Annotated in this window: 20 protein-coding genes; 12 read left to right on the top strand and 8 right to left on the bottom strand. The window is 73.3% G+C overall.

Features of this window, described 5'->3' with window-relative positions; all coding sequences use genetic code 11:
- The first annotated feature begins 845 nt into the window (after nucleotides 1-845).
- Entirely contained in the window at nucleotides 846-1,037 is a 192-nt protein-coding gene (locus ACIBQZ_RS29985) for a CsbD family protein (RefSeq protein ID WP_396092160.1), read from the top strand.
- A 60-nt stretch (nucleotides 1,038-1,097) separates the two neighbouring features.
- Here the strand turns inward: ACIBQZ_RS29985 and ACIBQZ_RS29980 are convergent, their stop codons facing one another.
- A complete protein-coding gene (locus tag ACIBQZ_RS29980; protein ID WP_396092159.1) occupies nucleotides 1,098-2,474 on the bottom strand; it encodes a KamA family radical SAM protein in 1,377 nt (458 codons plus the stop codon).
- 131 nt (nucleotides 2,475-2,605) lie between these two features.
- Between ACIBQZ_RS29980 and ACIBQZ_RS29975 the strand changes: the two genes are divergently transcribed.
- From ACIBQZ_RS29975 to ACIBQZ_RS29935, 9 genes are all read left to right on the top strand, one after another.
- Nucleotides 2,606-3,643, top strand: coding sequence for an L-erythro-3,5-diaminohexanoate dehydrogenase (locus ACIBQZ_RS29975; protein ID WP_396092158.1), 1,038 nt, complete (start codon nucleotides 2,606-2,608; stop codon nucleotides 3,641-3,643).
- 5 nt (nucleotides 3,644-3,648) lie between these two features.
- Nucleotides 3,649-5,220, top strand: coding sequence for an amidohydrolase (locus ACIBQZ_RS29970; RefSeq protein ID WP_396092157.1), 1,572 nt, complete (start codon nucleotides 3,649-3,651; stop codon nucleotides 5,218-5,220).
- A gap of 1 nt (nucleotide 5,221) precedes the next feature.
- Nucleotides 5,222-6,781: a lysine 5,6-aminomutase subunit alpha gene (locus ACIBQZ_RS29965; RefSeq protein ID WP_396092156.1), complete on the top strand. Its 1,560-nt coding sequence runs from the start codon at nucleotides 5,222-5,224 to the stop codon at nucleotides 6,779-6,781.
- The gene (locus ACIBQZ_RS29960; protein ID WP_396092155.1) at nucleotides 6,778-7,512 is read left to right on the top strand and encodes an OAM dimerization domain-containing protein; all 735 of its coding nucleotides are present in this window, start codon (nucleotides 6,778-6,780) and stop codon (nucleotides 7,510-7,512) included. The genes ACIBQZ_RS29965 and ACIBQZ_RS29960 overlap by 4 nt, the downstream gene beginning before the upstream one ends.
- Nucleotides 7,509-7,874, top strand: a complete 366-nt coding sequence (locus tag ACIBQZ_RS29955; RefSeq protein ID WP_396092154.1) for a hotdog domain-containing protein — start codon at nucleotides 7,509-7,511, stop codon at nucleotides 7,872-7,874. The genes ACIBQZ_RS29960 and ACIBQZ_RS29955 overlap by 4 nt, the downstream gene beginning before the upstream one ends.
- Nucleotides 7,871-9,157 (top strand): glutamate mutase L, encoded by a 1,287-nt coding sequence (locus tag ACIBQZ_RS29950; RefSeq protein WP_396092153.1) that lies wholly within the window; start codon nucleotides 7,871-7,873, stop codon nucleotides 9,155-9,157. Before ACIBQZ_RS29955 ends, ACIBQZ_RS29950 begins: the two co-directional genes overlap by 4 nt.
- A 560-nt stretch (nucleotides 9,158-9,717) precedes the next feature.
- A complete protein-coding gene (gene lnt, locus ACIBQZ_RS29945) occupies nucleotides 9,718-11,223 on the top strand; it encodes an apolipoprotein N-acyltransferase (RefSeq protein ID WP_396092167.1) in 1,506 nt (501 codons plus the stop codon).
- Entirely contained in the window at nucleotides 11,220-12,029 is an 810-nt protein-coding gene (locus ACIBQZ_RS29940) for a polyprenol monophosphomannose synthase (RefSeq protein ID WP_396092152.1), read from the top strand. The genes lnt and ACIBQZ_RS29940 overlap by 4 nt, the downstream gene beginning before the upstream one ends.
- 61 nt (nucleotides 12,030-12,090) lie before the next feature.
- Complete coding sequence (locus tag ACIBQZ_RS29935) at nucleotides 12,091-12,609, top strand: FxsA family protein (protein ID WP_396092151.1); 519 nt, start codon at nucleotides 12,091-12,093, stop codon at nucleotides 12,607-12,609.
- Between the two features lie 5 nt (nucleotides 12,610-12,614).
- Here ACIBQZ_RS29935 and ACIBQZ_RS29930 read toward each other — a convergent pair whose 3' ends face one another.
- Together ACIBQZ_RS29930 and ACIBQZ_RS29925 are read right to left on the bottom strand one after the other, a co-directional pair.
- Nucleotides 12,615-13,220 (bottom strand): hypothetical protein, encoded by a 606-nt coding sequence (locus ACIBQZ_RS29930; RefSeq protein ID WP_396092150.1) that lies wholly within the window; start codon nucleotides 13,218-13,220, stop codon nucleotides 12,615-12,617.
- On the bottom strand, nucleotides 13,217-14,263 hold the full coding sequence (locus ACIBQZ_RS29925; protein ID WP_396092149.1) for a LuxR C-terminal-related transcriptional regulator: 1,047 nt from the start codon (nucleotides 14,261-14,263) through the stop codon (nucleotides 13,217-13,219). Before ACIBQZ_RS29925 ends, ACIBQZ_RS29930 begins: the two co-directional genes overlap by 4 nt.
- Before the next feature lie 255 nt (nucleotides 14,264-14,518).
- Between ACIBQZ_RS29925 and ACIBQZ_RS29920 the strand changes: the two genes are divergently transcribed.
- A complete protein-coding gene (locus tag ACIBQZ_RS29920) occupies nucleotides 14,519-15,019 on the top strand; it encodes a hypothetical protein (protein ID WP_396092148.1) in 501 nt (166 codons plus the stop codon).
- Between the two features lie 74 nt (nucleotides 15,020-15,093).
- Here the strand turns inward: ACIBQZ_RS29920 and ACIBQZ_RS29915 are convergent, their stop codons facing one another.
- Both ACIBQZ_RS29915 and ACIBQZ_RS29910 read right to left on the bottom strand, forming a co-directional pair.
- Nucleotides 15,094-15,432 (bottom strand): RNA polymerase-binding protein RbpA, encoded by a 339-nt coding sequence (locus ACIBQZ_RS29915; protein ID WP_015622005.1) that lies wholly within the window; start codon nucleotides 15,430-15,432, stop codon nucleotides 15,094-15,096.
- 226 nt (nucleotides 15,433-15,658) lie between these two features.
- A complete protein-coding gene (locus ACIBQZ_RS29910; protein ID WP_396092147.1) occupies nucleotides 15,659-16,897 on the bottom strand; it encodes a serine/threonine protein kinase in 1,239 nt (412 codons plus the stop codon).
- Nucleotides 16,898-17,053: 156 nt separating this feature from the next.
- Here ACIBQZ_RS29910 and ACIBQZ_RS29905 point away from each other — a divergent pair, with 156 nt between their 5' ends.
- Nucleotides 17,054-17,770 (top strand): bleomycin resistance protein, encoded by a 717-nt coding sequence (locus tag ACIBQZ_RS29905; protein ID WP_396092146.1) that lies wholly within the window; start codon nucleotides 17,054-17,056, stop codon nucleotides 17,768-17,770.
- Between the two features lie 125 nt (nucleotides 17,771-17,895).
- Here ACIBQZ_RS29905 and ACIBQZ_RS29900 read toward each other — a convergent pair whose 3' ends face one another.
- The 3 genes from ACIBQZ_RS29900 to ACIBQZ_RS29890 are packed head-to-tail and all read right to left on the bottom strand — an operon-like array spanning nucleotide 17,896 to nucleotide 22,187.
- Nucleotides 17,896-20,625, bottom strand: a complete 2,730-nt coding sequence (locus ACIBQZ_RS29900) for an ATP-binding protein (RefSeq protein WP_396092145.1) — start codon at nucleotides 20,623-20,625, stop codon at nucleotides 17,896-17,898.
- 31 nt (nucleotides 20,626-20,656) lie between these two features.
- Nucleotides 20,657-21,451: an alpha/beta fold hydrolase gene (locus tag ACIBQZ_RS29895; RefSeq protein ID WP_396092144.1), complete on the bottom strand. Its 795-nt coding sequence runs from the start codon at nucleotides 21,449-21,451 to the stop codon at nucleotides 20,657-20,659.
- Between the two features lie 10 nt (nucleotides 21,452-21,461).
- Nucleotides 21,462-22,187, bottom strand: coding sequence for an SRPBCC domain-containing protein (locus ACIBQZ_RS29890; protein WP_396092143.1), 726 nt, complete (start codon nucleotides 22,185-22,187; stop codon nucleotides 21,462-21,464).
- Nucleotide 22,188 lies beyond the last annotated feature (1 nt).

Below are 22,188 nucleotides of genomic sequence, written 5' to 3'. Positions count from 1 at the left end.
TGATGATCAGGACGACAAGAGCCGTATGACAGGAGACTGTCACGTACGGATCTGTGAGGGCCGGAGGGTGAAACTCCCTCCGGCTACTCGGCGGTGTGGCTGGAACGTTTTAGCTCATCAAGATCTGCGGGAAGGGCTGCCGCTGAGGCTGCGACGGCACTGAACGGTGTAAGAGTCGACCGGACCGCCCGGCACCGCGCTGTCCTGGTGGCCGGTGGACCGGCAGCACGCTCATGTAACGGCTTCACGGCGCCCGCTCGGCGTGCCCTCGTCTGCTCGAACAACGCCACCGCGCGCTCGGCATGGATCCACGCCCGCGCCCCATGAACTCCCCGAGCGACTCGCGCCCGCGTCGCTGAAGTCGCGGCGCCCGGATCTCCCACGAATGCTCCTACGGCGTCCGCTGCCGCTCGGTGCATCGCCTGACCACCGACGGATCCGCGATCTCCAACTGGTCGGCCACGTACTCCACCGCCGACCGCGGCACATCGAGGGGTTTTCGGTCAGCAAGTGCCCCCGGAACCGCACCGTCCCGACCAGCAAACCAAGGCCGATCTTGTGCGCGATCAGATCCAACGCGGTGCCGTCGAGCGGGAAGAACCTCTCCAGCGTTGATTCATCCCGCCACGGAGATCTCGGGGGAGTTTGACGGTCTCTTCGGCCCGGCGAGACCCAGTGCCCAGGCCCGGGCACAAGCGAGCCGAAGGACACTCATCCAAGGATCCTAGGATGCTTTAGAGGTAGTGCGACACCGCACCCTGGGAGGGTGGCGTTTCAGAATGGAGCCCTTCGGGCACCTTTTCACCGACAAGAACAAGCAAGTTCGAGTCTTTGGAGAGGTAACGATGAGCTTCACTGACAAGGTCAAGAACAAGGCCGAAGAGCTGACCGGCAAGGCGAAGCAGGGCATCGGCGACGCCACCGACAACGAGCGGCTGGTCGCCGAGGGTCAGGCTCAGGAGACCTCGGCGCACGCCAAGCAGGCGGGCGAGCACGTCAAGGACGCCGGCAAGGACGTCAAGGACGCCTTCAGCTGAGCTGCCCCATGAGCGAGGCCCCCGGGACGACGGTCCCGGGGGCCTTCTGCGTGCCGGCGGTTACTCGGCGGTCTGCTGCTTGCGCCACCAGTCCTGGCCGGATTCCGGCAGCGTGTCGATCGGGTCGTAGTAGGCGTACAGCTTGGTGAGGGCCTCGTCGTCGGTGGTCTCGATGGACGTGCGGTAGTTCTTGGTCCAGTAGGAGATGCCGTGCTCGCGGTCGTACTCGGCGAGCATGTGCACCCAGCGCTTGCCGACGAACGGCACGTCGCAGACGATCCGCGGGGTGGCGTAGCCGGGCAGGTAGCCCATCATGTCGTGCTGCAGCTGCTGGGCGTACCAGACCGGCACGCGCCAGTGCTCGGCGTTGGGGATCATGTCGCACATGTAGAAGTAGTACGGCAGGATGCCCGTCTCGCCCTGCAGGCCGAAGCACAGGTCGAGCAGGTCGGCGGTGGTGGCGTTGACGCCGCGCATGAGCACGCCCTGGTTGCGTACGTCGCGGACGCCGACCTCCAGCAGCATCCGGGAGGCGCGGGCGACCAGCGGGGTCAGCGAGTTCACGTGGTTGACGTGGGTGTGCACGGCGAGGTTGACGCCGCGGCGTTCGGCGGTGACGGCGACCCGGTGCAGTCCTTCGACGACGTCGCCCTGCAGCCAGTGCTGGGGCAGGCCGGCCAGGGCCTTGGTGGCCAGCCGGATGTCGCGGACGGTGGGGACCGAGAGCAAACCCATCAGGTACGCCTCGAGCTGTTTCCACGGCACGTTGGCGACGTCGCCGCCGGAGACGACCACGTCGCGGACGCCGGGGTGGGCCTTGAGGTAGGCGAGGTGGGCGTCGTACCGGTCGACCGGTTTGAGGGTGAGCTTGAGTTTGTCGACGGTCGGGGTGCTGTTGCCGACCAGGTCCATCCGGGTGCAGTGGCCGCAGTACTGCGGGCAGGTGCTGAGCAGTTCGGCGAGGACCTTGGTGGGGTAGCGGTGGGTGAGGCCCTCGGCGACCCACATGTCGTGCTCGTGCAGGGAGTCGCGGCTGGCGTGCGGGTGTGACGGCCAGTCGAGGTGCCGGTCGGTGGCGACGGGGATCATGTAGCGCCGGATCGGGTCGGCGTAGAACGACTCCGTGTCGGGGGTCCGGTCGGGCACCATGGTGTTGAGCATCTGCGGCGGCACCAGCATCGACATGGTGGCCAGGCGCTGCATGTCGGTTTCGAGGTCGGCGTAGAAGCGTTCGTCGAGCAGGTCGCCCATGAGCGCGCGGAGCTGTTTGACGTTCTTGACGCAGTTGACGCGTTGCCATTGGGCGGATTCCCACTGGGCGGTGGTGACGTCGCGCCAGCCGGGGAAGCGGGTCCAGTCGGGTTCGGTCAGGGGGCGGCGCCGGTAGTCGTAGGGCTGCCCGGCCGCGGTGGCCACGTCGTTCTTGAGCTCGGTCAACGGGGACTCCTGGGGTCGGGGAGCGATCGTGATCGACGATACTGGAGAATCTGCGGTCTAGTAACCGTCGCCCCGGAGGATTTACGGTGTGACGACCGAATGGCAGGTTGTTTCTCGTGAGGATGGTGGGCATGACGTTTCCTGTGGGCCTGTCGCGGGTGCTGGAGCCCGCGGGCGTGCTGCCGCAGGCGGCGTGGCGCCTGGACGCCTCGCCGGAGCTGGGCGCGGACGAGGTGCGGATCCGGCTGGAGCGGCTGAACCTGGATGCGGCGAGCTTCCGGCAGCTGGCGACCAAGCACGGCGGGGACGGCGCGGCCGTCCGGGCCGAGGTCCTGGAGATCATCGGTACGCGCGGGAAGATGCACAACCCGGTGACGGGTTCCGGCGGCATGCTGATCGGGGTGGTCGACGAGGTCGGCCCCGAGTCGCCCCTGCCGGTGAAAGTGGGTGACCGGGTGGCCACGCTGGTGTCGCTGACCCTGACCCCGTTGGCGGTCTCCGACGGCCTGGCCGGCTGGGACGGCGCGAGCGAGCAGGTGCCGGCGGCGGGGCACGCGATCCTGTTCGGCCGGTCCGTGGTGGCGGTGCTGCCGGAGGACCTGGCGCCGGAGCTGGCCCTGGCGGTGTTCGACGTGTGCGGGGCGCCGGCGCTGACCGACCGGGTGGTGCGCGGGCATGCGGCGGCCGGCCCGGTGTCGGTGGCGGTGCTGGGCGGGGCGGGCAAGAGCGGGTCGCTGGCGTTGACGGCGGCGCGGCTGGCGGGTGCCCGTACCGTCGGGGTGGTGGTCTCGGAGGCCGAGCGCGAGGCACTGCGGGGGGCCGGGCTGGCCGATCACGTTGTGGTCGCCGACGCGCGGGATCCGCTGGCGGTCTCGTCGGCGGTGGTGGCGGCGCTGGGTGAGCCGGCGACGGTGACGGTGGTGTGTGTGGACGTGCCGGGCTGTGAGCACGGGGCGATCCTGGCGACCGCGGCGGGCGGCACGGTGGTCTTCTTCTCGATGGCGACGAGTTTCCCGGCGGCGGCGCTGGGCGCGGAGGGCCTGGCGGCGGACGTGACGATGCTGGTGGGCAACGGCTACGTGCCGGGGCACGCGGCGTTCGCGCTGGATGTGGTGCGGCGCACTCCGGCGGTGCGGGCGTTGTTCGAGGCCCGGATTTCGGCACACTGACGGTCATGATTTCCCCTTCGGTGCTGTATGCGAACGGTCGGTTCTACTCGGCGGCGGAGCCGCGGGCGTCGGCGATGCTGGTGCGTGACGGGCGGATCGCCTGGCTGGGCGCGGTGGCCGACGCCCCGGCGGCGGATGTGACGGTGGAGCTGGCCGGTGGGCTGGTGACGCCGGCGTTCGTGGACGCACACGTGCACCTGACCGATACCGGGCTGGCCGCCGACGGGCTGGACCTGTCCGGGATCGGGTCGGCGGCGGCGCTGCTCGAGGCGGTGGCGGCGTTCGCGCGGACCCGGCCGGCCGACGGGGTGGTGCACGGGCACGGGTGGGACGAGTCGACGTGGGCCGTGCAGGATCTGCCGTCGGCGGATGAGCTGGAGCGGGCGGCGGGTGGGCGGCGGGTGTATCTGTCGCAGGCGTCGGTGCATGCGGCGTTGGTGTCGCGGTCGCTGCTGGCGGTGTGTCCCGGGGTGGATGCGGGGTCGGGGCTGGTCAAGGAGCATGCGCATCATGCGGTGCGGGCGGTGGCGCTGGGGTCGCTGAGCGCGGCGCAGCGCACGGCGGCGCAGCGCTCGGCGTTGCGGCTGGCGGCCTCGCGGGGGGTGGCGTCGGTGCACGAGTGCGGCGGTCCCGGCACGTCCAGCGAGGCGGACTTCGCTTCGGCGCTGGCGTGGTCCGGGCGGGGTCTGCCGCAGGTGGTCGGTTACTGGGGTGAGCTCGGTGGGGCCGCCAGGGCGAAGGAGCTGGGTGCGGTCGGTGCCGGCGGTGACCTGTACGCCGACGGGGCGCTGGGGTCGCGCACGGCGTCGGTGCGGGCGGCGTATCACGACGGTGGCGGGTGCGGTGTGGCGTTCCTGACCGCCGAGCAGGCCGGTGAGCATCTGCTGGAGTGCATCGAGGTGGGGGTGCAGGGCGGGTTCCACGCGATCGGTGACGCGGCGATCGAGGCGGTGCTGGACGGGTTCGCGCTGGCGGCCAGGTGGGTGGGGGTGGACCGGTTGCGGGAGGGCCGGCACCGGATCGAGCATGTGGAGCTGGCGGACAAGGCGATGATCGCCCGGATGGTGGAGTTCGGGGTGGTGGCCAGCGTGCAGCCGGTCTTCGACGCACTCTGGGGTGGCCCGGACCGGATGTACGCGCAGCGGCTGGGTGTCGAGCGGTCGTTGGCGAGCAACCCGATCGGGGCGATGTACGCCGTCGGGGTGTCGCTGGCGTTCGGCTCGGATTCGCCGGTGACGGTGCTGGATCCGTGGGCGGCGGTGGTGGCGGCCGCGGCGCCGCGGAACCCGGCGTACCGGATGAGTGTGCGCTCGGCGTTCGGGGCGAGCACCCGGGGCGGCTGGCGGGCGGCGGGGATCGACGACGTGGGGGTGCTGACGCCGGGGCGGTCGGCGACGTTCGCGGTGTGGGAGACCCCGGCCGGGGTCGAGGGACAGCCTTCAGGCAGGTCAGGGGCGGCGGCGGGGTGGTCGGACGGGGGACTGCCGGTGCTGTTGGCCGGGGTGGACGGGGAACAACCGGCGCGGCCGGTGTGCCGGCGCACGGTGTTGCACGGCGAGACGATCTTCGAGGAGTGACGTGAACAAGCTGGGGCTGGACCCGCGGGTCGTGCAGCGGGCAAGGGCGCTCGCCGCGCGGGCCGGGCAGCCGGTGGTGGATCTGGCGCGCTCGCACACGACGGTGTCGGTGGAGCGGGCGGTGCTGCGGCTGGCCGGGGTGTCGGGGGCGGATTCCGACGGCATCCCGTGGGTGAACCGGCTGGTGGATGCCGTGCGCGCGGACGTGGGTCTGGGCCGGGGGGTGGCGGTGCCGGTGTTCCATGCCCTGGCGGCGCACGGGCTGGAGGATGTGACGGTGCTGGCGCAGAAGGCCGCGGCGGGGGCGGTGACGTTCGCCGTACCGGAGCGGAAGGCCGAGCTGGCCGCGGCCCGGCGGGCGGCGCGCCGGGCGACCGATGGCGGGTTGAAGGTCATCGACCGGCGGCGGGCGGAGCGGGACCGGCTGATCAAGCGGCTGGGTGACCCGGAGCAGCGGCCGTGGATCTATCTGATCGTGGCGACCGGTGACATCTACGAGGACATCCCGCAGGCGCAGGCGGCGGCCCGGGCCGGCGCGGACGTGATCGCGGTGATCCGTTCGACGGGGCAGTCGCTGCTGGACTATGTGCCCGAGGGCGCGACCCGGGAGGGTTTCGCCGGCACCTACGCCACGCAGGAGAACTTCCGGCTGATGCGGGCGGCGCTGGACGAGACGTCCAAGGAGCTGGGCCGGTACGTGCGGCTGACCAACTATGCGTCGGGGCTGTGCATGCCGGAGATCGCCGCGCTGGCCGGGATGGAGCGGCTGGACATGATGCTCAACGACAGCATGTACGGCATCCTGTTCCGCGACATCAACCCGATCCGCACGTTTGTGGACCAGCGGTTCTCCCGGCAGGTGCACGCGCGCGCCGGGATCATCATCAACACCGGTGAGGACAACTATCTGACCACCGCCGACGCGGTGGAGGCGGCGCACACGGTGACGGTGTCGCAGCTGCTCAACGAGTTCTTCGCGCACGAGGCGGGGCTGGCGGACTGGCAGCTGGGGCTGGGGCACGCGTTCGAGATCAACCCGGAGCTGCCGGAGTCGTTCCGGCTGGAGCTGGCGCACGCGCTGCTGGCGCGCGAGCTGTTCCCGGACGCGCCGCTGAAGTGGATGCCGCCGACCAAGCACATGACCGGCGATGTGTTCCGCGGCAACCTGCTCGACGGGTTCTTCAACCTGGTGGGTGCGCTGACCGGGCAGGGCATCCTGCTGGTGGGGATGATGACCGAGGCGGTGGTGACGCCGTGGCTGTCCGACCGCGACATCGCGCTGCAGAACGTGCGGTATGTGCTCAACGGGGCGGGCAACCTGCACGAGGATTTCGTGCCGGCGCCGGGCGGGTTCATCCAGTCGCGGGCGCATGCGGTGCTCGGTGAGGCGATCGAGCTGCTGGAGGCGATCGTCGACGACACGATGCTGAACGCGATCGCCGACGGCACGTTCGGGATCATGAAGCGGCCGGCGGACCGGGGCAAGGGCCTGGACGGTGTCGCCGAGCACGAGGACGGCTACTACAACCCTGTCACGGTGGCCCTGGAGGGTGGCGCATGAGCATCGTCCGGCCCTACGGCGACACCACCGGCGACGGGATGGTGCAGCTGTCGTTCACGCTGCCGATCCGGCACGACAAGCGGGCCGAGGGCGCGGCGGTGCAGCTGGCCAACAAGATGGGCATGGATCCGGCGCTGCTGGTGCACGCCAGGGCGATGGGTGACGGGTTCACCTTCTTCGTGGTCTACGGCCGGGTGGGTCACCTGGTCGACACCGACAAGGTGCAGGTGGTCGAGCGGGATTTCCCGCTGCTGAGCGCCAAGGAGATCAACGCGGTGATCAAGCGGAGGCTGCGGCGGCGGCTGAACGTGGTCGGCGCGTGCATCGGCACGGACGCGCACACCGTGGGCATCGACGCGATCCTGAACCTCAAGGGCATCGCCGGGGAGAAGGGTCTGGAGTACTACCGGGAGCTGGCGGTGACCAACATGGGCGCGCAGGTGTCGGTGCCGGAGCTGGTGGAGACCGCCCGGGCGCAGAAGGCCGACGCGGTGCTGGTCTCGCAGGTGGTGACCCAGCGCGACGCGCACCTGCAGAACACCCGGGCGATGACCGCGGCGTTCCGCGAGGCGATGCCGGCCGGTAAGCGGCCGCTGCTGATCGTCGGCGGGCCCCGGTTCGACGAGCTGATGGCCGGCGAGCTGGGCGTGGACCGGATCTTCGGCCGGGGTACGACTCCGCGCGAGGTCGCCTCGTACCTCGTGCACGCCCTCGTGGGGAGCACATCATGATCACTGTGACGCATCGCCGGTACGTGCCGTACTCGCACGCGCACTACGCCGGGAACCTGGTCGACGGGGCGTACTCGCTGGGGTTGTTCGGCGACGTCGCCACCGAGGTGTGCATCCGGCTCGACGGCGACGAGGGGCTGTTCGCCTCGTACTCCGACGTGCAGTTCGCCGCGCCGGTGCAGGCCGGCGACGTTCTGGAGGTCACGGCGACGGTGACCCGGATGGGCACCCGGTCGCGGACGATCGCGTTCACCGCGGCGGTGGTGTGCCGGGGCACCGGCGGCTCGGCCGCGGCGGTGCTGCCCGAGCCGATCGTCGCGGTGACCGCCACGGGCACCGTGGTCGTGCCCGCGAAGGCGTGAAGCCGGCGATCTGTGTCGACGTCGGGTCGACCTGCACCAAGGCCTGCCTGGTCGATCTGGAGTCGGGGCGGCTGGTCCGGCGTGCGGAGGTGCCGACGACTGCGGACACTGACGTGCTGACCGGTCTGGACGCCGCGGTCGCCGCCGTCGGCGGCGCCGGCGAGCTGTTCGTGTGCTCGTCGGCCGGTGGCGGGCTGCGGCTGGCGGTCGTCGGGTACGAGGCGCTGGTCACCGCCGAGGCCGGGCACCGGGTGGGGCTGTCGGCGGGTGCGCAGGTGGTGCACGTGGCGGCGGGCCCGCTGGACGGGCGCGCGGTGGCGGCGCTGCGCGCGGCGCGTCCGGACGTGATCCTGCTGGTCGGTGGCACCGACGGCGGCGACGGCGAGGTGCTGCTGCACAACGCCCGCCGGTTGGGCACCGCCCGGTTGCGGGTGCCGGTGGTGCTGGCGGGCAACGCCGAGGTGCGTGGGCAGGCCGCGGCGCTGCTGACCGATCGGCGGGTGCCGGTGACCGTGACGGGCAACGTGCTGCCCCGGATCGGGGTCCTCGATCCGGGGCCGGCCCGCGCGGCGATCCGGCAGGTGTTCCTGCGGCACGTCATCGGCGGCAAACGGCTGTCGCGCGGCGGCCGGTTCGCTGCGCTGGTGCGCGCGGCCACGCCGGACGCGGTGCTGGCCGGGGTGGAGCTGCTGGCCGACCGGTGCGGCGCCGGGGTGCTGGTCGTCGACGTGGGCGGGGCCACCACCGACGTGTACTCGGCGCTGGTGCCCGACGCGGAGCTGGAGACCGGGCCGCGCCGGGACGTGGCGGGCACGTTGTGGCGTTCCCGGACCGTCGAGGGGGACCTGGGTGTCGGTGTGGGCGCGCCGGGGGTGGTCGCGGCCGCCGCGGCGGAGCGGCTGCCGGCGCCGGAGATCGGCGGCGGGCGGCCGTACGACGCGGCGACCGACCGGCAGCTGGCGGCGACCGCGGCGATGATCGCGTTGCGGCGGCACGCCCGCGGGCACTCGGCCGGGCCCGGGCTGCCGCGCACCGGCGGGCGGGACCTGCGCGACGTGCGGCTGGTCATCGGCTCGGGCGGGGTGCTGCGGCACGGCGGCGGCGACGCGGTGCTGGCGGCGGTGCTGGGTGACACCGCCGGTGGCTGGGCGGCGCCGGTGACGGCCCGGCGGGTGGTCGACGCGCAGTACGTGCTCGCCGCGGCGGGGCTGCTCGCCGGGGCGTACCCGGTGGCCGCGGCGGGGCTGGTCGACGCGCTGTCGGCGGCGTCGCCGGACGGCTGAGACACGCCCGGGTGACGCGACACGCCCGGACACGGGGACACCGGTTGACAGACGGCCGGGGGTGCGTCGTACCGTCTTCAAGTCCTGTTCCGGGAAGCGGTTGTTGTTCGCTTCGTTCCTTCGCCCACTGGCCACGCCCGCACCCGCTCGTGGATGCCCGCGTACGCCAGGTCCAGGGGGTGGGGGTCGGCGGGGCGGCGCGGACCTGCCGCGCTGTTCCGGGGTCGCTCAGCACGACACGTGGCCAGTAGACAACGGCACGTCGGGGGCAGCCAGTCCGCGCCGCGTCGGTCCGAAGGTCACGTGCCGCCCTGACGTGCCGGGCCCGGACGGATCTCAAGGTGCAGCCGGGGCGGGGTCTTCGGACCCCGCCCCGGCGTCTGTTCGCGCCGGTAGCGTGTGCGACGGATTCGTGACCACCGCCAGGTAATCTTCCGCGGGTGGATTTATTGACGCTTCAGCCAACGCCCGCGCCGGCGTCCGGCCCGGTCGTGCCCGCGGCGCCCAGGCCGGTGCGCCGAGGGGTCTCGGTGCTGCTCGCGCTCGTCGCGGGCGCCGCGATGCTGGTGTCGTTCCCCCCGTACGGGCTGTGGTGGCTGGCGCCGGTCGCGGTCGCCGTGCTCGCCGCGGCCACCCACCGGCGGCGGCTGCGCGGCGGCGCCGGAGTGGGCCTGATCGCCGGGCTGGCGTTCTTCGTGCCGCTGCTGGAGTGGACCAACGTGACCGGCGGCTGGCTGCCGTGGATCCTGCTGTCGGCCGCCCAGGCGGCTTTTTTGGGGCTGCTCGGGCTCGCCGGGGCGTGGCTGTCGCCGCTGCACGACCGGTGGCGGGCGCTGTGGCCGCTGACCGCCGGGCTGCTCTGGGTCGCCCAGGAGGCTTTGCGGGACAGGGCGCCGTTCGGTGGTTTCCCGTGGGGGCGGCTGGCGTTCAGCCAGGGTGACGCGCCCGCGCTGCGGCTGGCGGTGCTCGGCGGGGCCCCGCTGGTGACCTTCGCGGTCGGCGCGGCCGGCGGCGCGCTGGTCGCGCTGGCCTGGCGGCGCTGGCGCCGGCCGCGCGGCTGGCCGGCCGCGGCCGGCTTCGCGATGACCGCCGCGGCGCTGATCGCCGGGCCGGCGCTGGTGGCGGTGGCGCAGCCGGCGGCGGCGACCCGCACGGTGGCGATCGTGCAGGGCAACGTGCCGCGGCTGGGCCTGGACTTCAACGCCCAGCGGGCGGCGGTGCTGCTCAACCATGTGCGGGCCACCGAGCAGCTGGCCGCGGACGTGCGGGCCGGCCGGGCGAAACAGCCCGAGCTGGTGATCTGGCCGGAGAACGCCAGCGACATCGACCCGCTGCGCAACCCCGACGCCGCCCAGCAGATCGCCGCGGCGGCCACCGCGATCGGCGTGCCGATCCTGCTCGGCGCGGTGCTGCGCAGCGACATCCCCGGTGAGATCCGCAACGCCGGCATCCTGTGGCAGCCGGTCACCGGGCCTGACCTGGAGCAGCTCTACATCAAGCGGCACCCGGTGCCGTTCGCCGAGTACATGCCGCTGCGGCCGATCGCCCGGGTGGTCAGCGACAAGGTCGACCTGGTGAAGAACATGGTCGCCGGGGACACCCCCGGGGTGGTGCGGACCCCGGCGGTGACCGTCGGCGACGTCATCTGCTTCGAGGTCGCCTACGACGCGATCGTGCGCGACACCGTCACCGGCGGCGCGCAGATCCTCGCCGTGCAGACCAACAACGCCACCTTCAACGAGGCCGAGGCCCGCCAGCAGCTGGCCATGGTGCGGCTGCGGGCGGTCGAGCACGGCCGGGAGGCGCTGATGGTGTCCACGGTGGGAGTGTCCGCTTTTGTCGGCACCGCAGGTCAGGTGCACTCGTCGACCGGCTTCAACGTGCCGGGCGTGGTCCTGCATGACATGCGGGTGGACGGACCGCGTACGCTGGCGACTCGTTTGGGGCATTGGCCGGAACTGGCGGCCGTGGCCCTGGCCGTGCTCGTCCTCGTGGCGGCGACGCCGATGAGGCGCCGCCGGCGTGCGGCCGGCGCGGCCGCAGAGCCGACGACGGAGGAACGGTGAGCGACGCGAACCCGACGGTTTCGGGCGCGGAAGGATACCCGGGGATCGGACGCGTCCTCGTGGTCATCCCGACCTACAACGAGGCCGACAACGTCCGGCTGATCACGCAACGGGTCCGCCGGGCCGTGCCGTCGGTGGACATCCTGGTCGCCGACGACAACTCACCCGACGGCACCGGTGTGATCGCCGACGAGATCTCCGCCGCCGACGACCACGTGTTCGTGCTGCACCGCGCCGGCAAGCAGGGCCTGGGCGCGGCGTACGTGGCCGGGTTCGCGTGGGCCAAGGACAAGGGCTACGACGCGGTCGTGGAGATGGACGCCGACGGTTCGCACGCCCCCGAGGAGCTGCACAAGCTGCTCGACGCGCTGCGTGACACCGACGCGGTGCTGGGCACCCGGTACATCCCCGGCGGCAGCGTGCACAACTGGCCGGCCCACCGGCTGCTGCTCTCGCGTGGCGGCAACATCTACATCCGGATGGCGCTGGGCATGCCGTTCAAGGACGCCACCGGCGGCTACCGGGCATACCGGATGGCGGTGCTCGACGCGATCGACGTCGCCACGGTCGCCTCGACCGGCTACTCGTTCCAGGTGGAGCTGGCCTGGCGCACCTACCGGCACGGTTTCCGGATGGCCGAGGTGCCGATCACGTTCACCGAGCGCGAACACGGCGTCAGCAAGATGAGCGGCAACATCTTCAAGGAACAGCTGCTCAGGGTCACCGTGTGGGGTGCCACGGCACGCCGGGACGCGCTGCTGGCCAAGCTCGGGCGCAAGCCGCGGCAGGGTTCGACCTGGCCGTGACCGAGCGGGTGCGTGTCATGCTTGCGGTAGTCGTCGAGGTGACGCCGGAAGGGTGTTGAAGATGCGCCGAGGTCTGGCCCTGCTCCCGCTGGGGCTGCTGCTGCTCGCCGTGGCCGAGATCGCCGTGTTCGTGGCGGTGGTGAAGTCGCTCGGCGCGTTCTGGGCGCTGCTGATCATCGCGGCGTCCAGTGTGGCCGGGCTGGCGCTGCTGCGCCGCGAGGGCATCCGCGGCTGGCGGGCGTTCCGCACCGCCGCCGAGGCCGGCCGCCCGCCGGGCCCGCAGGTCAGCAACTCGCTGGTCGGGCTGCTCGGGGCGCTGCTGCTGGCGGTGCCGGGCTTCATCTCGGCGGTCGCGGGGCTGCTGCTGGTGCTGCCGCCGGGCCGGATCCTGGCCCGCCGCGGCGTGGAACGCGCCACCGAGCGGCGCGTGTCGCCGGCGGTCGCCGGTGACCTGTTCGGCCCCCGGCACGTGCGGGTCCGCCAGGCGGCCCCGGTCGACGAGCCCGGCACCGGCCCGGCACCGGCGACGTCCGGGCAGATCCTGCAGGGCGAGGTCGTCGAGGGCGAGATCGTCCGCTAGGGCGGTCAGAACCCGAGTCCCAGGCAGGTGGCGCAGAAGCCGGCGCCCGGCTCGGGATCACCAGAGTCGTCGACGTAGTGCACCGGCCGGTTCACCAGCGGGTCGTCCGTCGGCAGCGGGGCGGCGACCATCTCACCGTCGGCGGCGATGTCGAGCCTGAGGCACGCGAGGCGAACGTCGGCGCTGCGCATCAGGCACACCCCCACCGGGCTCCACGTCGGGACGGTGTGGAACGCGGCCCGGACAACGGTGGGTTCGCCGGGCTCGTACCGGCGCAGCCGGGAGGCCACCGCGAGCGGCGGCCGGTCCGCCCGGAAAGCCACCACGGTGAAGGCGTACTTGGCGAGCCAGGGGCGGCAGAGGGCGATCTCGGCGGGAATCATCACGTGGTTCTGCGCGTCCCGCTCCAGCGGGCCGATGCTCCCGGTGGCACAACCACCGTCGTTCCATCGGACCGGCCGGGTCGTCGGTGTCGGCGCCGGCGTCATGGCGCCGTAGGCCCGGCTTGCCGCCGGGGACGGGGCCGTGACCTCGGCGGATGCCGGCCGCACCGCAGCGGAGATCAGGAGTATCGCGGCGGCCACGACAGCGGCAGAAGACGACCTCGTCATGTCTGATCAGCTCCGGCGGGCGTGTCGGGGTGACCGGTCGACGGCAGCGGCGCCGCCCCCGCGGCACCGAGCAGCAGGGCGAGCTGGAAGCGGTTCTCCACCCCGAGCCGATCCATCAACGCTCGCAGGGCATAGGCGACGGTGCGGGCGCTGACGTTCATCTGCTCCGCGGCGGACACGTCGGTATGGCCGGCGGCCAGCAGCGCGACCAGAGCCCGTTCCCGCTGGGTCAGATCGATGGCGGGGACCCCCTCCCGAAACGGGTCACGACCGAATCTCCATAACCGGTGGAAGAACAGGCACAGCTCCTGCACCGCCGACGGCTCGTTCACCTCTACGTACCCCGCCTCGAGATCGAGGGGATCGGAAGGCAACAGCGCCACCCTGCGATCGAAGATCATCAGCTTGAGGGGTAGGTCGGACGCCTGCCGGCAGATTCCCGCGGCCCCCTGCACGATGGCCCGCGGCGGAGCCGAACGGTCGCCGTCGGCCGGCGGCCGGCTCAGCACCCGCATCCGGACACCGCGATCCAGCAGACTCTGATCCAGCGGCAGGGCGGCGGCCCAGGACTCCGCGCTGATCACTTCCTCTGTGCTGATCGTCAGATGTTCGTGGCGCTCCACCGCGACCAGATGCGCGGCACGTCGCCGTGCCAGCGCACGACTGCGCCAATGCCGCACCGTCAGGTCGTCCAGCGCCGGCACCTGCAGTCCGTCGAGCACCCCGAAATGGTCCCGCCATCGCTCGTGCGGCGCGGTCCGCACGGGCCGTGGACGCAACCGGCCCAGGGCGTCGGGCACCGGCGCCGCGATCCACACGCGTGAACGCCGCGGCCCGGATGCCGTACCGGTCGTGATCAACCCTCGCGCCACGAGTTCGTCAACGGCCGACCGGACCCGGACCCGCGTCACGCCCAACTCGCGGACGAGCCGGGTCTCACCCATCGAACCGACGATGGCCAGGGCGCGGTAGACCAGATCGGCGTCGACGGGAACACCCCACCGGGTCAACGACGGTACGGCTCCAGGACTGGTGACTCGCATGGCTCCTCCGACGGCCTTGCAGTCGATCTGCCTCTATCGATGTCGATGCGGCCGAGGGTCCACCCCCCGATGCCCGCCCAGCACATCAGCTGCAGACCGGGCAGGGAAGGCCCGGCCGCCGCGCCGTTGCAAGATCTCGCAACCCATTCCGCGGTCGTGCTGTCCGGACCGGACGACCCCGGCGCATGGTCTGCCTGCGTCGCCGGAACGGCCGGTGACGCGCTACCGCAAGCTTCTCGACCGGAGGGAACAACCATGATCCGACTTCACCGCGTCCTGTTCGGCCTGGTCCTGGCGGGGACCGCGCTCCTGCTGACGCCGGTCGCCGCAGCTGGTGCGCCGGCGGCGAGCAGCCCCGCGAGCTCCGTCATCGGCAGCCCCGCCGAGCCGTCGTCCGCGGCGGCCGAACCGGCCGACATCGGCCCGCGGCGCGCCTGCGTCTACGGGCGCGGCACGGTGTTCAACCCCAACACCGGATGCCGCAGCAACAACGCGCTGTTCCTCATGCAGTCCGACGGCAACCTGGTCCTCTACCGGGCCAACGGCAGCGTCAAGTGGGCCTCCTACACGCACGGCAACCCTGGGGCGTTCGCCGTGTTCCAGAACGACGGGAACTTCGTCGTCTACAACGCTGCCCGCACCCGGGCGCTGTGGCACTCCGCCACCTGGGGCCGCGGCGGGAACCGGCTCGCAGTGCAGGACGACGGGAACGTCGTCATCTACGCCACCACCGGCGCCGTGCTCTGGGAGGTCTGACGCCCGTCGCGGACCGTCGCACAAAAATCGCCGTCCCGCGGTATGCGGGACGGCGATCGACGTTTCCGTGCTGGTCAGCGACCCCGTCGGGTGCGGACCTCCTGCAGCCGCTCGTTGAGGATGTCCTCCAGCTCCGAGATCGACCGGCGCTCGAGCAGCATGTCCCAGTGCGTCCGCGGCGGCTTCGCCTTCTTCTGCTCCGGCTCGTTGCCGTCGACCAGTCGCGCGACGCTGCCGTCGAACTTGCACTCCCAGGTGATCGGCACCTCGGCGTCGACGGCGAACGGCACCTCGAACTGGTGACCCTTCACGCACAGGTACTCGCGGGTCTGCCGGGGCGCCAGCTCCGTGTTGCGGTCGGACTCGTAGCTGACTGCGCCTAGACGGCTGCCACGCAGCATGCGTTCGCCCATGATCGGCTTTCCCCTCGCTCGTGGTGCTGCTTCCGTTGATGTAACGAAAGGGGCGGTCGCGAGATTCCTGCCGCGACCGCCGTATGTCGACGGTGTTAACGCTTCGAGCGTAACCGCCCGGGTACCCTATCGGCCGACTCAGCCCCGTCCTGAAGTGGACCTTGGTCCACTTTACCCGGGTTTGCGTGATCTGCGGATAGCGCGATGTCGGTCACCACGCCACCGGTCAACCCGGCGCCCCCTGCACCGGCACACCCCGCGCCGGCCCCAGCGACGCCAGCGCCGAGGCCAGGTCGCCGACCTGCGCGGAGAGCTGCGCCACCCGGGTGTGCGCGGCATCCGCGTCGGCGCGGGCCGCGGTCAGCCCCGCCCGGTCGCGCTCGGCGTCGGCCCGGACCTGCTCCACGGTACGCCGCAGCGCCTCGACCTCCCGCACGGCGCGCTCGGCGGCCTGACGGTGGTGGTCGGCGTCGGCGCGGGCGGCGGTGAGCTCCCGCGCGGCCTGCTGCGCCTGGGCGCGGGTGGCCGCCAGCTCGGCCTGCGCGGTGTCGAGGTCGCGGCGGGCGGCGTCACGGTCGGCCTCGGCGGCCCGGGCCGCGTCGTGGGCGGTGGCCAGCTCCCGGTCCCGGCGCTCGGCGACCTCCCGCGCGGCGGCCAGCTCATCGGTCAGCGCCTGCACACCGGCCCGGGCCGCGGCCAGCTCGTCGGTCAGGGTCTGGGCCGTGGCCTGGGCGGTCTCCAGGTCGCGGGCCTGGGCCGCGACGTCGCCGCGGGCGGCGTGCAGCTCCCGGGCCTGGGCCTCGATCTCACGGTGGGCGGCGTCGAGCTCGCGGCGGGCGGTGGCCGCCTCCTCGCGGGCCCGGTCGCGGTCGGCCTCCGCCTGGGCCCGCAACGCCGCGGCGGCGCTCGCGGCGGCCTGCGCCCGGTCGCGGCCGGTCACCGCCGACCGGGCGTCCTGCGCGGCCGCCTCGGCCAGCCGCCGGGCCTGCGCCGCGCTCTGCCGGGCGTCGTCGCGTTCGGCCCGGGCCACGGCCGCCTCCTGCGCGGCGACCCCGGCCGCCTCGGCCGCCCGGTCGGCGTCGTGGCGGGCGTCGTCGCGTTCGGTGTGCGCGGCGGCGATCTGCCGGGACGTCTCCGCCCGGACCTCGGCGACCTGCCGCTCCACCCCGGCCGGCGACATCTCGGCGTGCAGGGCCTCGCTGAGCGTGCCGACGAGCTGGTCGAGGCGGTCGACGGCCTCCCAGGTGCGGGCCACCTGACCGGCCAGGCCCGGCGACGAGCGGTGCCGCATGCGCACGTTGCGCGAGGCCCGCTGGCACTCGCCGTCGTTGTCCCGGCAGTAGCGGAACGGACGCCCGGCGGCGGCCCGCTGCGGCACCGGCCGCCCGCAGTGCGCGCAGGGCCGGGTCTCGGGCACGGGATCACCGGCATGACCCGCCGCCGCGGGCGTCGGGTCGGTCAGCACGCAAGCATCGTCATCCACCATCGCGGACCGACCCTAGCGCCACCCACCGACAACCCGGCGCCACCGCGCCGGGGCATCGGCCCTTCGGGGCGGCGGCGACGACGAACGGCCCTTTCCATGTGCGCCGTGGTGCCCGCGACGGCTAGGAACAGCGGCATGAGCCACGAGGTCACGGTCCCCCTGCTGCCCTGTTCGTCCCTCGACGACACCGTCGCCTTCTACCAGGTCCTCGGCTTCGCGCCGACCTACCGCCAGCGCCGGCCCCACCCGTACGCGGCGCTGCGGCGCGAGGACCTGCACCTGCACTTCTTCGAGATGGCGGGCTTCGACCCGGCCGCCTCCTACGGCTCCTGCCTGGTGCTGACCCGCGACATCGCCGCGCTGCACGGGGCGTTCGCGGCGGGCATGCGGGCCGCGTACGGCAAGGTGCTGGTCACCGGCATCCCGCGGATGACCCGGCCGCGGGCCCGCAGCAACGCCGCCGGGGTGAGCGGCTTCAGCGTCATCGACCCCGGCGGCAACTGGATCCGCGTCGTGCAGCACAGCGACACCGAGGCGCCGGCGCCGGCGCCGGCCGGGCGGCTGGCCCGGGCCCTGGCGAACGCGGTGGTGCTGGCCGACTCCAAGGGCGACGCCCGGCAGGCCGCCCGGATCCTGGACGGCGCGCTGGCCCGCGCCGAGCCCGGCGACGACCCGATGGGGCTGGTCGAGGCGCTGGTCTACCGGGCGGAGCTGGCGCTGGTGCTGCAGGACCCGGCTGCCGCGGGGGAGCTGCTGGCGCGGGCCGGGCGGGTGCCGCTGAGCCCGCCGGACGCGGGCCGGGCGGCGACCGCGTTCGAGACGGCGGCGGATCTCACCGCCGCCCTGCCCTGAGACCGCGCCGTGCCCGGGGCGAGTACCCGCCGGGCGGCGCGCTGGCGCCGGGCCGGGCGGGGCTCGGAGGCATTCTGGCGGCGTCTGCCCGGGGCGCCGGGCGGCGAGCCGGCCGGCGGCGCGGGTCAGCCGGCCGGGGTCAGCACCAGCCGCAGCCGCCGCTCGGCCCGGCGCAGCTCCGCACGCAGCCGGTCCAGCTCCCGCGCCGTGCCCGCCGGCAACGGCCCCGACCGGGCCGTGTCCTCCAGCCGGTCGCACACCGCCGCCACCGCCGCCGCGCCGATGTTGCCCGCCGCGCCCTTCAGGCTGTGCGCCTGCTCCTCCAACGCCGTCCGGTCGCCGCGCTCGAAGGCCTCCTGCAGCGCGGCCAGGTGCAGCGGGGCCCGCTTCAGGAACGACTCCACCAGCCGGTGCACCAGGTCGCGTTCCGGTCCGGTACGGTCGCCGGCCAGTTCGTCCAGGCGGCGGCCGATCGGGTCGTCGTGGTGGCCGGTCGCCGCGGCCGGCAGCAGCGGCACCGCCGGGTCGCCGTGCACCCAGCGGTCCAGGGCGTGCTCGAGCTCGGCCGGGTTCACCGGCTTGGCCAGGTAGTCGTCCATCCCGGCGGCCAGGCAGCGTTCCCGGTCGGCGACCAGCGCGCTGGCGGTCATCGCGATGATCGGCGTGCGGGTGCCGCCCGGCTGTTCGCGGCTGCGCAGCCGGGCGGTCGCGGTGAAGCCGTCCATCCGGGGCATCCGGCAGTCCATCAGGATCGCGTCGTAGCGCCGGGCGGCGGCCATCTCGCAGGCCTGCAGCCCGTCGCCGGCCACGTCGGCGCGGTAGCCCAGGCCGGCCAGCACGCCCACGGCGACCATCTGGTTGATGTCGTTGTCCTCGACCAGCAGCACGGTGCCGCGCCCGGCGAGCGGTCCCGCCGGCGCCGGAGCGGCCGCGGTCGGCACCGGCACCACCGCGGCCATGCTCTGCGCCAGCAGGTCGTACAGGTCGGAGCGGTGCACCGGCTTGGCCAGGTGGGTGGCGCCGTCGCCGAGGTCCGCGGGGCCGTTGAGGATCACCACGTGCACGGCCGGCACCGCCGGGTCGGCGGCGACCGCCCGGGCCAGCCCGGCGGTGTCGACCTCGCCGGGGTCCGCGTCCAGCAGCAGCACGTCGTAGGGGCGCCCGCGGGCCGCCGCGTCGCGCAGCAGGTCCAGCGCCGCCGGCCCGGTGCCGGTGGTAGTGACGCTGAACTCCCAGCGGGTCAGGTCGGCCTCCAGCGCGGCCCGGTCCGGGCCGGCGCCGACGATCAGGGCGCGCAGCCCGGCCGCCGGCGGGGCGGTCGCGCCGGCGTCGCCCCGGGTCGGCTCGAACGGGATCTCGCACCAGAACGTGCTGCCCCGGCCCGGTTCGCTGGTGACCCCGATGGTGCCGCCCATCGCCTCGGTGAGCTGCCGGCTGATCGCCAGGCCCAGCCCGGTGCCGCCGTACGTGCGGGTGGTCGACGCGTCGGCCTGGGTGAACGGCTCGAACAGCCGGTCGGCGTCGGCCGGGGCGATGCCGATGCCGGTGTCGGTGACCGTGAACCGCACGGCGGTCCCGCCGGCCGGTGCGGCGGCCAGGGTCACGCTGCCGTGGGCGGTGAACTTGACCGCGTTGCCGACGAGGTTGAGCAGGACCTGCCGGACCCGGCCGCCGTCGCCGCGTACCGCCGCGGGCAGGCCGGCACCCGGGCGGGCCTGCACCGTCAGGCCCTTGTCCTGGGCCGCCGGCCGGATCAGCGCGACGGCCTCGTCCAGCAGCGCGACCAGGTCGAAGTCGGCCGGGTCCAGCTGCACCTTGCCGGCCTCGATCTTGGAGTAGTCGAGGATGTCGTTGATGACGCCGAGCAGCGCGGTGCCGGCGGAGTGGATCCCGGTGGCGTAGCGGCGCTGGCCGGGGTCCAGCTCGGTGCCGATCAGCAGCGCGGCCAGCCCCAGCACGCCGTTCATCGGGGTGCGGATCTCGTGGCTCATGGTGGCCAGGAACTCGCTCTTGATCCGCGACTGGGTCAGCGCCTCGTCCCGGGCGGCCTCGGCCAGCGCGGTGGCCCGGCGCAGGTCGGTGACGTCCAGCGAGACGCCGCAGATCGCGTACAGCTCGCCGGCGGCGTCGTAGAGCGGGAACTTGTTGGACTCGTAGACGCGCCGGTCGCCGTCGCTCTGGTTGATCTCCTCCAGGTGCACGGCGCCGGCGTACGCCAGCCGGTCGTTGGCCCGCCACACCGGGGCCAGCACCGGGTCGAGGAACTCGTCGGTCTGGCCGAGCAGGTCGGCCTCGGTGACCCCGAACGACGCCTGGAAGGCCTCGTTGGCCAGCAGGTACCGGCCCTGCAGGTCCTTGATGTAGATCGACGACTGGCTGTTGCTGACCACCGCGCGCAGCATCGCGGTCTGCGCGTCGCGTTCCGCCTCGGCCTGGTCGCGGACCTCGGTGATCTTCTCGCGCAGTTCGATCTCGTGGCGGCGCTGCTGCTCGTGCGGGTCGACGAACAGCGCGCCGGTGCCGGACAGCAGCACGCCGTAGCTGCGGCGCAGGGTCCAGTAGTAGATGCCGGCCGCGGCGGTGGTCACGTCCCAGACCGCGGTGGGCCACAGCGACCAGCCGGACGTGTCGTGCATGCCCGGCATCGCCACCGCGTCGATACTGGCCTGCCAGTACATGGCGGCGTGCAGGGCGTGGCCGACCGCGCAGCTGAAGAAGATCATGGCGGTGGCCACGGCGAGGCGGTTGCTGCGCAGCTGACCCGCGCGCACCACCGGCACCGCGATCGCGATCGTGATCGCGGCGTAGGCGCAGGCGATCACGAGGTTGCCCGCCAGAGCCCATTGCTGCGCCATATCCTGCTGTTCGGCGTGCCGGGGGCGGCGCTTAGCCGCCGAGGAACTCCCGGACCGCCGGGGCGACGACCGACGCCTTCACCAGGTGGGTCTGGCCGGGCAGGGTGCGGTAGTCGGCCTTGGGCAGCGCCTGGCTGAACGCCCGCGCCGCGTGGCGCATGTAGCGGGGGCTCCTGCCGCCGTCCAGGACGATCGCCGGGGCGCTCACGCCGGACCAGCGGGCCGCATCGAGCGGCAGGCCCCGGCCGGTGTCGCCGAGGATGCGCAGGTCGTAGGGGAGCGTGTGGGCGGCTGCCTTGATCTTGCGGAAGGGCGGCAGCACCGACAGGATCCGCACCGCGAAACCGGGCATGTCGACCGAGCGCAGGAACTTCTTGACCGCGCCGCCGGTGTCGCCGGCCGCGATCAGCGCCTCGGTCTCGGCCAGGAACGTCTCCGGGCGCGGCGCGTGGGTGTCGTCGACGATGAACGGCGGCTCGTACAGGGCCAGGCGGGTGAAACCGGGCAGGCGGTGGGCGGCGTCGGCGGCCAGCACCGCCCCGGAGGACGCGCCGAACAGGTACGCCGTACCGCCGGCGACCGCGAGCAGCGCGGCCAGGTCCTCGATCTCCCGGTCGGCCGACCAGGGCGGGGTGTCGCCGCTCTCGCCGCGGCCGCGCCGGTCGTAGCAGTAGACGGTGCAGGTGTCGGCGAGCGCGGCGGCGAGGTCGCGGGCAGGTCCCTGGCCGCGGTAGCACATGGCGCCGTCGACCAGGATCAGCGCGGGTCCGGCCCCGACGGTCTCGTAGGCGATGGTGGTGCCGTCGGCGGAGGTGACAGTCGGCATCGTGGATCCTTCAGTCGGAGCCGTGGTCGGCCAGGGAGTCGAGGAAGCCGGCCCAGACGCCGGGGTCCGCTGCGGTGAACAGGGCGTGGCCGGCGACCAGTGAGCCGTGGAAGCCGCGCAGGAAGCGGTAGACGGCGTCCGGGGCGCGCACCGCCAGCGCGTGCGGGTTGACGAACGACACGACACCGTCCGGGATGACCGCGGTGTGCACCGGGTCGCCGGGGCGCGGCGCCGGGCCCAGGCCCAGGGCCGTGTGCAGCCGCTGCCAGGTCGCCGGCCAGTCGGTGACCGGCGGGCCGAACACGGTCACCGGGGTGGCGGGCCGGCCGGCGAAGTGGCGCAGGTAGTCGGTCAGCGTGTGGAAGAACAGCTCGGTGCCGTACCGCATCGCCTCGAACTCGTCGGCCCAGTCGTCACCCGGCAGGAAACCGCTGGTCACCGTGCGCAGCACGGTGGCCGCGCCGGCGCGGCCCTCGATCAGATACTCGTACGCGACGAAGCGCCCGTCCTCGGCGGTGGCACTGCGGTAGCCGAACCGGTGCGGCTCGTCGGCGACCGTGACGGTGCCCGCCGGCACCCAGCCGTCGCCGAACGAGGTGCGCACGGTGTCCCCGTTGATCTCGGTCCGCCCGACGAACCAGGAACTGATCCCGGGCCCGGTGGCGATCGCGTCCCACACCTGCCGCGGGGTGGCCGGCACCTGCGCGTCCAGCCGGCTCTCGAACTCCTTGCCCATC

The sequence above is a fragment of the Actinoplanes sp. NPDC049599 genome (assembly GCF_044465625.1).
Lineage (GTDB): Bacteria > Actinomycetota > Actinomycetes > Mycobacteriales > Micromonosporaceae > Actinoplanes.
The sequence above is the reverse complement of the archived record's forward strand: the minus strand, read 5'-3'. Positions and strand labels throughout refer to the sequence as shown.